Source organism: Streptomyces sp. NBC_00249 (assembly GCF_026342355.1).
GTDB lineage: Bacteria > Actinomycetota > Actinomycetes > Streptomycetales > Streptomycetaceae > Streptomyces.
On the sequence record NZ_JAPEMV010000001.1, the window covers coordinates 1,048,730 to 1,062,273 of the forward strand.

Below are 13,544 nucleotides of genomic sequence, written 5' to 3' on the forward strand. Positions count from 1 at the left end.
CTGTGGCAGGCCGAGCCTGATCACCGCCATCTACGCAATCGCCGCCCTCACCACCGCCTCCGGCCTAGAAACGCGCTGGTGCCGTCGGCACAGCACGTCAGTTCAGTCACGTGCTCTGCCGTGTGCCGTTTGAGAAGGCTGCATAAACTCCATCAGGCACCTTCTGCGCAAGGCAGGCGACACGGCATGATGCCGACATGTCACTGACGAAGCCCACCAACTCGCAAACGCACCAGGCAGGACGCCACCTTGCTGTTGCCGAGGCGTTGCTGCGCGGACTCCCAGCGAAGCCACGGGGAGCTCAGACCTACATTGAGGTTGGTGAACATGTTGCACAGGTGATCGTGGCAGCCAAGGGTGCTTGGATCATCGCGGACATCGACAAATTCACTGCCCTCACGAGCGACCGAGTGGTCTTGGTCAACGTCACCAATGGTCGCGATTTCTATATCGCCGACGGCGACAAGCTGCGAGCTGAGGTGCGTACCCGCCACCTGAAGTTCCTTGAGCGGGTAGGAGGCACCCGCCCGCGAAACCCCGATTCCAGGAACACCGTTATACAGCCCGAGCATGTGACCGAATGGCGTGATCGGTGGGAGCTTCTCAGGTAGCTCGCCGACTATGCCAACGGCCGCTTGCGAAAACGGAAGTTGGCCGACTGCATCTGGGAGCGGAACGAGTCCGTGGTGCGGCTGTACATCCTGCCATCTTCGGAGCGGGAGGGGTTGCCGACGTCACCACGGGTCCGGGTGCGGAGCCGGCGGGGCAAGCTGCTCGCGTCCGCGCTCGGGGGATTTACGGCAGGTCTTCTAGCCGGGCGAGCAGGCCTGCGGCGGTGGCGACGGCCGCGACGGCGTCGGCGCGGGTCCAGGTGAAGTGCTCGGTGGTGCCCGTGTCGTCGTGCGGGGCGCCGCTGAAGAGGCTGTAGGCGCTCTGGGTGAGCACCGCCCAGCGCTCCTCCTGGTCCCGGTCCGCGGGCCTCTTCGGCGTCGCCCGTGCATTGACGTTCATGGTGTCGCATGCCTCGCGTACGGCATCGAGGGCCTGGCGGGTGAGCGTCACGGCGTGCTCGTACCGGCCGTCTCGGATCGCGGTCTTCGCCTCGCGGATCCGTCGGGCCGCGGTCGCACGGTCCTCCACCTCGGTGATCGGGATGAGGACGTCGACGAAGGCGCCAGCGTTGAGCTGGGTGATCGCATTGCTCCACGTCGCGTGCGGGATGCGTATGACCTCCTGGTCGGAGGAGACGGGCCAGTGCTCCACCTCCGCCAGGGCGGTCAGGGTGAGATTGGCGCGCAGGGTCAGGTCGGCGCCCGCCCGCATCTTCTCCAGGCCGCGCAGCTGCTGGTCCGTCACAACGGTCTCGAGCGTGAGCATCGTCCCGAACGACTTCAGTCCGATCGGCCCCGACGTGGCGTGCAGGGCGCCGATCCAGCTCGCGGGGTTGGGCATGTCGTGCGTCCAGAGGGTGCCGGAGACGAGGAATGGTGCGTCCTCGGCGTAGTCGCCATGGGGGTGCACCTCGAAGCTCAGGGCGAGACGGTGCACGTCCCAGCCTGGGAAGAAGTTGACGTACGGCTGCGCCCGGATGTTGACGTTGTAGCCGTTCGGCCCGAATTGGAAGTTGGCCATCGTTCCTCGCCTGGTTGAAGCCTTGCCCAATGGTGGCAGGTCGACCGTCGGCGGCGGCAGCGGTTTTATGCACGGCGCTGGCTGGTCAGTGCGCGGGACGATGACTAGGCCGCACGGGTGCCTCGCCTCGGCCTCGAACGCCGCCTCCAGCCAGTAGCCGCGGGCCGCCGTGGAAGTGACGGCCCCGGACGCGCTGTCAGGAGCTGATCGCTGGCGGCGTGGCGGCGGACAGGTCGCGCAAGTCGATGGGAGAAGGCAGCGGTGCCTCCGCCGCACAGAGGCACGCGCTGGGCAATTACCAAGGCTGTGCGGTGGTGCCGTCCGTGTTCAGGCCGAAGCGCCACAAGTCCACAGCGTCTTTACGATGACCGTTGAGTTCTCGCAGTCGTGCGAGCTCCTGTACCGCGCTGGGGTGCCCGTATGCGATGGATGTCCGGGCGAGGTGCTCGGCGCCTGCTAGGTCCCCATCGGCTTCCCGTGACCGCTGCAGTGCCAGCATGACGTCGCCGTCTCCGGCGGCTTCGGCCTCCTGGTAGAAGCGCTTGGACTGCTCCAGGTTGCCGGCTTCCTCGTGCCATTGCCCCAGTTCCACGAGAACCATGGGGTGCCCGGCGAATGCGGCTTCATGGGCGAGGCGCTCGGCCCCCTCGCCGTCGCCAGCACGCCAGAGCTGCTTCGCGAGGTCACGGAACGGGCCGGGATCTCCGGCTTCCAGGGCTTCTCGGGCAAAGCTCTCGGAGCCCTCGCTGTCTCCGTCCCGAGCACACCGCTCCGACATGATCCTGAGTCCGACAACGTGCCCGGCTTCGGCGACCAACCGATACAGACGGTCGCTACCCTCACGGTCCCCGTGCATCGTCCAACGCTTCGCGAGTTCGAGGCACGAGCCAGGGTCCCCGGCTTCCAGCGCCTTGCGAGCGATGACTTCCGCGCCAACGAGGTCTCCGGCTCGCAGACGCCGCCCAACGAATGCCTGCATTGCCCCGATGTCCCGGGCGTCGGCAGCAAGCTCGTACAGACGCTCAGCGCCGCCACCGTCGCCACGTCTCTCCCGTACCTGTGCCAGTGCCCCCCACACCCCACGGTCCCCCGCTGCCGCAGCCTGCCGGGCAAGGCGCTCGGCGATATCGCCGTAGCCACGGCGCTCCAATCCCACCGCCAGTATCCTCAGCCCCCGAGGATCGCCAGCGTCAGCAGCCCGCTGGTACAGAAGCTCAACGCCCTCACCATTCCCGCTCAGGACGCGCACCGCGGCCATCTCCAACCACGCGGCGGCGTTTCCGGCCTCAGCTGCCAGCAGGTACAGGCGCTCAGCACTCTCCGTGTTTCCGCGCCGCGCGGCGACTTGCATGAGTACGTGGGTATCGCCGGCGTCGGCGGCCTCGCAGGCCAGGCGTTCGGCCTCTTCTCCCCTGCCTGCGGCCTCTCGCATCTGGGCTAGGACGCCCAGGGCGGCCGTGCTTCCGAGCGTGGCAGCCTTGCGGGCGTGCTCTTCGGCGCCCGCCTTGTCCCCAGACTGCTCCCGGCGGGCTGTCAGTTGGTACAGGGCGGTGGTGTTCCCGGCATTGGCGGCTTGGTGGTACAGCTCGTCGGCTCCCGCATCATCGCCGGCCTGGCGCCGGAGAACAGCCACTTCACACAGCGCGGCGCTGTGCCCTTCTTCCGCGGCCCGGAGGTAGAGCGTGGCAGCCTGGCGCAGGAATCCTCGGTTGAGAGCGGCTTCGGCCAGGGGGATCAGGTCGTCGACAGCGGTGACATGCTCGGCGGCGGCCTCCCAGAAGCTGTCCGGTGGAAGGACGCCACGGCGGGTGCGGGCAGTGTGCTGCTGGAGGTAGTCGGCCAGCTGGTAGTGCGGAGCGCCCGGTCGCAGCGCACGCCGGGGGCGGATGGCCTCCAGTGGTGCGAGGGCGCCGTGGCAGGGCTCGTTGCACTCGTCCAGGGCATCGGTGATCCAGGTGCTGGAGAGGCGGTTCCACTCGCTGTCGGTCAGATAGTCCGCCGCTGCGTGTTTCAGCAGGGCGAGCGGAATATCTGGGCTGTGGCCGTATCGCCGGGCATCCGCAGCGGCATGCAGGACCCCCCGGGCGGCAGCTGACGCGTGGTCGTATCGGTCGATCAGCTGGGGCGTACCGGCGAGGTACTGGGTGATGGCTCCGCCCGCTGCTTGGTCGCGGGCCTGGGCGAGGCGGGGGTCCTGTGCGGCGAGTTGCCGAAGAGTGATGAGCTCGTCGCTGGTGAACGAATCCGGCAGAGTGAGCTTGGTGCCGATTCCTGTCAGGAGTTCACGCTGCTGGGATTGGACGTCTTCTTTGCCGGCTGGCGGGCGGCGGGTGAGGGTGCGCCACTTGTCCGGCCACAGGGTCGCCAGCACCAGGACGGGTCCTCTGGCCGGGTCGGCGAGGAGGACGCGGAGTTTCGCGGTGATGTTCTCTGCGGTCCTCGGCGCACAATCCAGCAGGTAGAGCTGGGCTTCGTTGAGCCAGATCACAGTGTGCGGCCCCACGGACTCCAGGCCGGTGAGCGCAGCTTCGGGGCGGCTGGGTGCGAGCGGATGCCAGACCTTCCAGTGGCTGGGCAGTGCCTGGATTGCCTCCCAGCAGGCGCGGGTCTTACCGGTGGAGGACCCGCCGATCAGTGTGACCATGGCACTCATCCCGTCGGCCGCCCTCTGGACGATGTCCGCCAGCTCCTGATCATGGGCGCGCGGCACGTACAGCGGCAACGGGGGAAGGTCCAGCGGAACAATCTTGTCGACTGTGACCGCGCGGTGGACCTCCAGCCCGAAGGGGTCGAGCTTGTCGAGGGGCGTGCCGGGGGCGTGCTGGGCGGGGGCATCGTGCTGGGCGCGATGGCCCTCGACGACAGTCGCTGCGCCGACAGCTGCACCGGCAGGGGGCGCGACGGCAGTCTGCTGCCCCCAGCCGTCGGCCGGGGCGTCGTGCGGCTGGGCCTCCTCGATGAGCGTGAGGGGCATGTTGGGCGTCCCGCCCCGGGACCCAGCGGTTGGCACGGAACCCGACAGCGATGTCGAGGGGCCAGTAGGCACGGGAGGGAGTAGTCCCCTGGCGTTGAGAAGGTTGATCACCTTGGTGTAGGCGGGGATGAACTCGTCTCGCGCTCGGCATGCCTGCCGGTTGAGTTCGTTGCGCTCGGCGCTGGTACCGGGATAGCTGATCTCCAGCACATCCTGACCTTCGTCGGAGATGTCGTTCATTCCGTTGAGCTCGAAGCACAGGGCGCCAAGGGCTTCGACGAGTTCGCGGTGGGCTTCCTGCAGTTCGGGGTCGACGTAGTCGGGCCGGTCGGTCTCCAGGGGACGGTGAGCGTCGCACACCGTGTCGCTCACCGTCAGCGGGACCTTGAGCATCGTCTCGGCGTTCTCGAGCCAACGGAGCCATGAGCCGTCGAGCGGGAGGAGGCGCAGCAGCCGCGCTGCCTTGGCCACGTCGCCGACATGCGGCGTCACCACGGCCGCGGCGACGAACTGCGCGGAGGTGTCCGCCGGCTCCTTCGGTGCTGCGGACGCGTCCCGTTCGTCGGCCGCTTCCTTCCGCAGCGCACGCCACCAGCCGATACCCCTCGGGGGGACGCCGTTCTTCTTCGCCCGCGCCTCGAGTAGCTCGATCAGGTACTTGAACGGCTTGTCGTCCTCGGGGACGTACTCGCCTCGGAACCAGCCGCTGAGCTTGCCCCGGCCCAGCCTCACGATCGGTGTCTGGTTCTTACCCTGCGTTTCAATCTGGGTGAATGAGAGGCCCGAGGCGTCTTTCAGCTTCCGCAGGTTCGCGGCCAGCCGGTCACGTGCCGACGACTCCCCCATGGGTCTCCCTGTTCAGTCTGAACCAACCGTTGAACACTATCTTCACCCGTGATGGCCTGGCCTGACGCCCTGTTCAGGGGTTCAGGCCCCTCGCTGAACACGCCGGCGCTCCGGCCCCCTTGTCGTCGTCACCCAGAACGACACGAGGGAGCAGAAGATGAAGATCACCACGAAGCGGGGGCAGGACCGACGGCCCCAAGCGCGGGGGCGCCGGATCGTCCTGGCGGCAAGGAAGCTGGGCGAGTGGATTGTGCAGGGAGCCTCGTCCGGCGCCGCACGGGAGATCCTGCGGTACGCCCTGGACCTGCTGCTCCAGATGTGACTGCCCATGGCCCCCACCTGATGTCACCGGCTACCAGGGCCCCGGGTCCCCGGACAGGACCCGGGACCCTGCCCGGCCAGTACGAAGCCGACCATCCCAGCCCCAGCGCTGTGAGGATGACAACGGCCCAGCGCAGCGGCGGGCGCTCGGGCTGGTCGTTCGTCTGATTCCGGTCTCCGCGGAAGCTACGCCATGTCGAGGAGGGCCACGCCGTCACCGACCTGGCCGGCCTCGCCTGTTCCACACCAAGGCCCGCAGCCTCTACCACTTCGCCGTCCCAGGCGTCGACTACACCCAACCGGTCGAATCCGACGTGCCCTGGCACTCCGCTGGCCCTCATGCACGATCAACTTCACGGAATCGGTGCCTGATCCAGTTTCAAGGAGCCTCATCACCGTTGACACCCAACCCAGTCGGCGCAGGTCAGCCCGCTACACACGACTAGCTTCGCTATCGAAGGACAAACTCGGCCTTCGGGCATGGCGCCGGTCACGTCTCAAGTCGCACCCGAGACGGAACTCGACGCCTCGAAGGCTGCGAATTGCGCCCTGAACAGATCCCTCATTCAACGCGGATAGCGCACTACCGCCAGTTCAATGCAAACTCAATCCCGTTGCTGCCTGACCGGCGCCATTCGCAACACGGGCAACCACTGCGACGGGAGGGCCTTTTCGGCCTGGAAGATCTCTGCCAGCTCTGCCGACGTCAGTGACGAGATCACGCGTCCACGCGCCGTGCGCCAGGCACGCAGGAGTCGGTCGAAGGCATCCAGAACCTGCTCTGGGCCGACATGGTAGAGCTGCTCCTCCGCCAAGGCGCGTGCAGCCGGCATGACTGCTGGCTTGGGTGACATGAGCAGGCAAACCGAGTCGCTCGGTGCCGAGGTGCCCCGCTCTGTCTCGGTAGTACGCAGATGCGATCCAGCCTGCCGTACATCACCGGGACCGACCGCACCCTTCGGCTCAGCCTCGCTCTTGGCTTCCCAGGTGACCCAGCGAGCGTCGTTGAAGATCCACACCGCGTCGGGAGCTGCCGGGTCCTCGTCGTTGTCGTTTCCGTAGCTTTCCGAAGCACCCGCAAGTTGCCCGAGCACGACGAGACCTGCCTCGTACGCCCGGAACTCCGTGCCTGTGAGCCCGGCACGGGCTGTGGCCACGCGCTCCTCGAACGCGCTGGCGAACCCGGCCTCCTGAACTCCGATGCCACGCATCGCCGCTTCGTCTAGTTCGTCGAGCTGCGGAGCCAGTGGGGCCTTGGCCTTGTCGCTGGGTGACGCCAGATGTGACAGCCACGACGTCCCCCTACTCATCCGCTGGGCGTCGCGGAAGTAGTCCGCGCTGGCGGCGAGGTATGCCTGGTCGCCGGTCTGCTGGGCGAGGCGTTGCGTGATGCCAAAGCCGATGTAGTTCCAGAAGGCAGCGTATCGCCGGGGCGTCCGCTCGCCCTGGAGTTGGTCAAGGACTCTACGAACGGCCTTCAAGGCCCAGTCCCACTGGTTGCTCCAGATCGCCTGCCATGCGTCGACTTCATGCTTGACGGACCGCTGCAGCTCGCGCGAGCTGGGGGCCATGGCTCGGGCGTACTTCTCACGCTCTCGGACGATGTCTCCGTCGACCTCGGCCCACTCCTCATCATGCCGGAGAAAGACGCGAAGGTTTTCGATCATGTTCGCGGAGTCGTACTTCCGGCTGTTCTCCCAGCCGAACTCCAGCTCCGCGTGAACCTCGGGGTGCATGGCGGCCTGGACGTCGCGGCCCGAAAGGTAGGACGTCAGGGCCTGTCCGAGGATCATCACGGCGGCAAAATCCTGAGTGTTACGGGTAGCTCGCCCTGACCCTTGCAGAATGCGGGCCCGGATGCGTTCCTGCAGTACCTCGACCGCGCCGAGGGACTCGTGCAGGAACCTCTCCTGCAGATCACCCCGTGCCGGGAGGCCGTCGAGGACGACGAGGCGGCAGTCGTTGCCGGGGAGGTCAATCCCGTCGTAGCGGTTGGTCAGTACGAGTGCCGCGCTGGGCTTGGACGTGAACTCTGTCAGATCGTCCTCGACGTCATCGGCTTTGAGGACGGGGTACCCGTCCGGCAGCTTGGACTCGACGAATGACTCGTAGGTGCGGGTGTCAGGGGTCAGGACGATGGCGCGTCCCGCTTCGGCAATGGTGCTGGACACAAACGCTGACAGCTGGGTGGGATCGGCTGCCAGATCTGTGGCCAACTCTGGAAAGAGGAAGAAGCGTCGGCCCGTCCCTTGCTTCTCCCAGCCGTCGGGGACTGGGATGCGTTCGATCTTCTTGCAGCCAAAGGCTCGCTCAAGCTCACCGCCGGCGCCGAGCGTGGCGCTCATGTAGATCCGGCGTGCGGGATCGCTGAAGGGGGCATGCTGCATGGTCGGCGGGATGAACGGACGGATCACGATCTGGCGATGTGCGACGTAGAACAAGCACCTGTCAACGTGTCCCTGGAGGAATTTCCAGACGTTTCGTGCGACTTTTTCACGCTTCCTTTCCAACTTGCCGCCGTTGATGGCCGAGCCGATCACTTCCTCGAGCTGTACTGCGCGGTCTGTGATTCCGATTGGCGACGCGAGGTAGACGTAGGACCAAAACGTGCTGTCGGCCTCCTTCCTCTTCAGCCGTGGGAAGACGAGGGGGTCGAGTGCCGGTTCGAGCACGGACAGCACGTCCAGGTAAGCGCTCTCATCCTGCCGGCTGATCGTGAGGCGCCAGGGGCTAGCCACGTAGCCCTCGGCAGCGTGTGCGTCGTCCAGCACCAGCAAGTTGGAGTTTCCGAGTGCCGGGTTGGAGTTGAAGACGTGGCTGTACGTACTGACCGCGACTGCTTCGGCCGACTCATATCGAGCACGATCGGCTGCGTTCCAGGAAACGACTCGATCGATCAGCAAGGCGTTCGGGATGCCGTACGTGTCGAAGGCAGCAGCGGTCTGCTGGGCCAGTTGCCGGGTTGGGCAAAGGTATGCGACCCGGTCCTGAGACGTGCGTCGGCGGAACTCGGCGATCAGGCCGCCAACCAGGGTCTTGCCAGCACCGGTGGGCAGTTCGATGGCCACATCGGATGCCTCGGACTTCTCCTGGTGCCAGGAGCGCAGTACGTCCTGTTGGTGCCCCCACACGGCTGCAGGTCCACGGTTGGTGACTGCAAGCATCCGATAGAGCTGCAGCGGATCGTCGGGCAGCCTCTGGTCAGTGGACTTGCGTGTGAACGCCACGAGCGGCTCCGTCCCCCTGCTGAGTCGTAGTGCGAGCGGCTCAGCATCGTCACTTCATCAACACAACGTCCCACAGCCTATTGGCCCAGACGCGGCACGCGTCACGTCCCTCGGGAAGGAACCAGTGCGTACGAGGCACCGAACCAGCGCAGGTGCGGTCCCAGACCGTTCCGGACATGCGCGTTGCCCGAATGCACCCGAATCAGCGGCACGGGCGCAACGCCGAGACCCCGGAAACCTGTCTGGTTCCCGGGGCCGGTGGTGGTGAGGTCAGTTGTCGTCGGTACGCCGGTGCTGGCCGGTGCCGGTGTCGCTCTCGTCGTTCTTACGGCGGCGGGCGGCGTAGACGGCGCCGCCTCCGGCGGCGAGGAGAAGGCCACCGGCTGCCAGGAGCCACCCGTTGGTGCTGTCGGCGCCGGTGTGGGCGAGGGAGCCTTCGGGCTTGACGTCAGGTGCGGTGGGGGTCGCGGTAGCGGTGCCGATCTCCGGGCTGCTGGAGGGGGATGCAGCATCGGTCGGCTCCCCGGTGCCGGTCGCGGACGAGCCGGTCGGCGTCGGCTGGGAGGTGGGATCGCCGGTGGGCTTGGCCGTCGGCTTCCCCGTCGGTTCCTCGGTGGGCTTGGCCGTGGCCGCGTTCGTGAAGGCCGCGGTGGTCTCGGCTCCGGGCTTGGCCGTGATCTCCACCGGGGTGGTCTCCAGCCGGTAGCCGTCCGGGGCCTTGGTCTCGGTGGCGGTGTAGGCACTGCCGGTCTTCTTGCCGACGGGGAGCGGGGCCTTGGCGGTGCCATCCGGGCCGGTGGTGAGGGTGAAGGCGCCCTTGTCGTCCTTGGCGTCCTTCGGGGCGATGTTGACGATGGCTCCGGCCAGGCCCTTGCCGGTGGCCTTGTCGGTGACCTTGAGGGTGAGGCCGGCGGACTTGTACGGGTCGGTGATCGCCAGGACCTTGGGCTCGCCGGGGGCGACGACAACGTCCTGGTCGGGGACGGTGCCCAGCAGCGGGCTGCCGGAGGAGGTCTCCTTGAGGCGTACGACGCCGGGGGCGAGGTCGGAGAAGGTCAGGGTGCCGTCGGCTCCGGTCTTGCCCTCGGCGAGCGTCTTACCCGCGGAGTCGAGCAGCTGGAAGGCGGCTCCGGGGGCGGGCTGGCCTTCGGGGTCCGTCTTGACGATGCGCAGGCCGGCCTTGTCCGCCGGCGCGGGGCCGCCTTGATCCTTGGGGGCTTCGGCGGACGGGGAGGGGGCTGCCGTGGCGATGGTGGCCGGGCCGGTCAGGACGGCGGCGGCGGTCAGGGCAAGCGCGGTGAAGAGGAAGGGGCGGTGCTTCATCAGGGGTGCTCCGGGCGGGATCGTGCGGTGCGGGACGGTGTGGCACGGGCTCCGAAATCGGGGCCCGGCAGCGCGAGGGGTCAGCTGGGGGCGTGTCCCGTACGGCGGCGGCGGTTGAACAGGTAGAGGCCGCCGCCTGCGGCGAGCAGGGCGGTGGCTCCGACGGCCAGCCAGGTGGTGGCGTCGGCGCCGGTGTGAGCGAGGGATCCGGGCGGCGTCGTCGGCGGGGTGGTGGCCGGGGGTGTCGCGGGCGGGGTGCTCGGGCTCGGCGGCGTGGTCGCGGTGGGCTTGTCGGCGAGGGTGACGGTGACGTCGGCGCCGGGCCGAGCGGTGAACGCGACCGGTGAGGCGTCGAGTTGGTAGCCCTCGGGGGCCTTGGTCTCGCCGGCCCAGTAGCGGGTACCCGCCTTGAGCGTGACGTCAAGGGGCACGGTCGCGGTGCCGTCGGTCCCGGTGGTGACGCTGGTGATCACCTTGCCGGGGGTGTGCTTGCCGGTCTTGTCCGTCTCATCGGCGCGGATGGCGATGACCGCGCCCGGCAGGGTCTTGCCGGTGTTCTTGTCGGTCTTCTTCACCGACAGGCGGGCCTTCTTGAACGGGTCGACGAGGTCGAGGGCGTTGGCCTGAGCTGTGCGTCCGGCGGTGATCGTGATGGTCTGCTCGGCGATCAAGTCGTGGACGGGGCTGCCGGAGGAGGTCTCGCGCAGCCGGTAGGTGCCGGCAGGGAGCTTGTCGAAGACGAGGTTGCCCTGTTCGTCCGTCTTGCCTGCGGCGACCTGCTTGCCGTCGGAGTCGAGGAGCTGGAACGCTGCGCCGACCAGGCGGGTGCCTTCGGGGTCCTTCTTGCGGATCGTCACACCGCCGGTGGCCTCGCCGACGGTGATGGCGGCGGAGTCCTTGACGCTGGTGGTGCCCCCAGCAAGCAGCATCCGCTGGGCGGCCGGGTTCTTGGGCGTGAGGACCTGCAGCCCGATGGCGGGCAGCCCCTCGGCCGTCGCGGTGACGCTGGCGGTCCCGGGCTTCTCAGCGGTGAACTCCCAGGAGCCCGTGCCGTTTTCGTTCGTGGTGACCTTGCCGGAGGCGGTGCCGGAGCCTGACTCGGCGAGCGTGACGGCGACCTTCGGGACCGGCGTGCCGGCGGTGGTGGTGACCTTCACCGCGACGGTGACCTTCGTCCCGGCGGTGGTGGTCTTCACCGACGGCGTGATCTGGAGGGTGTAGGGGCCCGCGAGCTTGTTGGCCTCGGCGACGTAGCCCTGGGCGAGGGTGCGGGCGGTCCGGGAGACGACCGGGTACGCCAGGCGCTGCTTGCCTCGGTCGCCGTCGAGGGCGTAGGTGCCGCCGGCCAGGTACTCGTACACCACGGCGTCGACCGCGGCGGCCTGGGCGTTGTCGCGGGTCTGCCCGTACTTGCCGATCACATAGGCGGCCTGGGCCAGGTTCTCCTTGGTGACGGGCTTCCCGGTCACCGACGACGTCCAGGACGGGACCGGCTGCGGGTCGCCGTAGCCTCCGGCATCGGCCGGGCCCTTGCGTTCAGGGTCGGCGCAGTAGGTCTCGGTGTCGCCGTGGACGGCCGGTCCGGGCGGGCCGTAGGCACCGATGTGGCTGGAGGCGGCGTGTCCCTCGGAGTCGGGGATGGTGTAGCCGGGGCCCAGCACCACGGAGGCATCCGGGGCGGCCATGGCCGTCGCGGGCAGCAGGGTGCCTGCCGCGAGGGCGGCGACGGCGACGGCCAGGTGGGCGGGGTGGGCGGGGCGAAGGCGCATAAGGAGGAGAGGGTCCTGTCGGTGGAGAGGGGAAGTCGGGTGCGGGCGGCGGTGAGTCAGTAGGCGCGATGGGCCAATGACGGCCGAGGGGCGGGGCTTTACGGCAGGAGGGTGGTCACCGCGCCCGGGCGGCAGAGGTCCGAACTTGCCGGGCCGCGGCGGCGGGGGGCTGGCTGGTCCGTACCGGTGGAGCGCCGGGGATCCACAGGCGTACGTACTGGTCGATCGCGGCCCGCAGCCGGGTAACGCCGATGCCGACCCACGGGGGGTGCTCGCTGTGGTTCCAGTCGTTGAAGGTGCCGTACTCGCCCTGGCCGGGCTTGTGTCCGAGGCGCCGGTCTCGGGTGTCGAAGGCGCCGTGGTCGGCGAAGCGCAGCACGGCGGTGTCGATCGGTCCTTTGTCGAGGTGCACGATCTGCAGTCGCAGCCCGTTGTAGCGGTCGGCGTAGATCGTGGGGGCGAAGTCGACGCGGAGCCGCAGCGGGAGGTCTGGGGCGGGGGCGGCGTAGTAGGCATGGCCGACGACGGCGGTCTCGGGGTAGGGCAGCGTGAGGTGGTCGGCGAAGAACTGTTCGGTGAACAGGGCCAAAGGGGTTCCTCGTTGTCGGTCAGCGGCGTACAGCGCCGCGGGCGGGAAGGGCAGCGGAGGGGGTGGTGGCGGTGCTCCAGCGCGGCACGCTGCCGACCGCGACGGGCGGGCGGACCCCGATGCGGGGGCGGAGATCGCGGGGAGTCGGCACCGGAGGGCGGGGCGGTACGACGGGCATGAGCTGCGCGAGGGCGGCGAGCTGACGGTCGAGGCCCTGCTGCCAGCGGGCCACGGGAGTTGTGTCGGTGAACGCCTCCGCGGTGGCCACGATGAGGTGGGAGGGCGTACGGGGGCTGAACGTGATCTCCGCGCGGGTGCCCCAGCCGGGAGGGCCGGCCCACAGTTCCGTCCCGTCCGGCAGGTCGCGGCGGGAGCAGTTGATGTAGACACCCGCGTTGCTGTCGGGGGCGGTCAGCTCCACGGTGCCGACCTCGGCGCCCGTGCGCTGCCAGCCGGCGGCGACCAGCGGTGCCAGGCTGTCGGCCCAGTACGCCGACGGGGCCGCGAGGAAGCGGTCCTGGCCGTCGGCCCAGTCCCGGGCGAGGGCGGTGGTGAGGGCAGCGACGAGCTCGGGCGGGGTGTTCTGGTTGACGATCGCGGTCCACTGCGGTCCGGAGACCGCGTCGGGCGCGGCGCTGATCGTCCACAGGTCGTAGTCGTCTCCGGCCCAGCCAATCCGGATGCGGTGGTCCGGGCTGGTTACGACGAGCTGGTGCGGGCCCTCGTCGAGGTGATGGTGGGGCCAATGCTTGACGGGGGCGAAGCCGGCATCGCCGTAGCCGGGCGATCCGGCGAGGTAGCGGGGGGTGACGTAGACGTCGCCGTCCACGGTGGCGGCGGCCTGGGGGGCGGATGAAGGCAAG

9 protein-coding genes are annotated in these 13,544 nt (G+C 68.5%); 2 read left to right on the forward strand and 7 right to left on the reverse strand.

All coding sequences use genetic code 11. The features are described 5' to 3' along the window. Positions 1-197: 197 nt before the first annotated feature. A complete protein-coding gene (locus tag OOK31_RS04670; protein WP_267011034.1) occupies positions 198-611 on the forward strand; it encodes a hypothetical protein in 414 nt (137 codons plus the stop codon). Between the two features lie 184 nt (positions 612-795). On the opposite strand, the gene OOK31_RS04675 is transcribed toward OOK31_RS04670, so the two are convergent. Together OOK31_RS04675 and OOK31_RS04680 are read right to left on the reverse strand one after the other, a co-directional pair. Beyond that, positions 796-1,632, reverse strand: coding sequence for a hypothetical protein (locus OOK31_RS04675; RefSeq protein ID WP_267011035.1), 837 nt, complete (start codon positions 1,630-1,632; stop codon positions 796-798). 295 nt (positions 1,633-1,927) lie between these two features. Then, entirely contained in the window at positions 1,928-5,452 is a 3,525-nt protein-coding gene (locus tag OOK31_RS04680) for a transcriptional regulator (protein ID WP_267011036.1), read from the reverse strand. A gap of 157 nt (positions 5,453-5,609) precedes the next feature. On the opposite strand from OOK31_RS04680, the gene OOK31_RS04685 reads away from it, so the two are divergent. Further along, on the forward strand, positions 5,610-5,774 hold the full coding sequence (locus tag OOK31_RS04685) for a hypothetical protein (RefSeq protein WP_267011037.1): 165 nt from the start codon (positions 5,610-5,612) through the stop codon (positions 5,772-5,774). 604 nt (positions 5,775-6,378) lie between these two features. On the opposite strand, the gene OOK31_RS04690 is transcribed toward OOK31_RS04685, so the two are convergent. The 5 genes from OOK31_RS04690 to OOK31_RS04710 form a co-directional block, all read right to left on the reverse strand. Further along, positions 6,379-9,000 (reverse strand): DEAD/DEAH box helicase, encoded by a 2,622-nt coding sequence (locus tag OOK31_RS04690; RefSeq protein WP_267011038.1) that lies wholly within the window; start codon positions 8,998-9,000, stop codon positions 6,379-6,381. 270 nt (positions 9,001-9,270) lie between these two features. Continuing rightward, positions 9,271-10,323 carry a collagen binding domain-containing protein gene (locus OOK31_RS04695; protein WP_267011039.1) on the reverse strand — a complete coding sequence of 351 codons (1,053 nt, stop codon included), beginning with the start codon at positions 10,321-10,323 and terminating at the stop codon, positions 9,271-9,273. 80 nt (positions 10,324-10,403) lie between these two features. Then, positions 10,404-12,092 carry a SpaA isopeptide-forming pilin-related protein gene (locus OOK31_RS04700; RefSeq protein WP_267011040.1) on the reverse strand — a complete coding sequence of 563 codons (1,689 nt, stop codon included), beginning with the start codon at positions 12,090-12,092 and terminating at the stop codon, positions 10,404-10,406. Positions 12,093-12,207: 115 nt separating this feature from the next. After that, a complete protein-coding gene (locus OOK31_RS04705) occupies positions 12,208-12,681 on the reverse strand; it encodes a hypothetical protein (RefSeq protein ID WP_267011041.1) in 474 nt (157 codons plus the stop codon). A 19-nt stretch (positions 12,682-12,700) separates the two neighbouring features. Then, positions 12,701-13,543 (reverse strand): DUF317 domain-containing protein, encoded by an 843-nt coding sequence (locus OOK31_RS04710; protein WP_267011042.1) that lies wholly within the window; start codon positions 13,541-13,543, stop codon positions 12,701-12,703. Position 13,544: the final 1 nt, after the last annotated feature.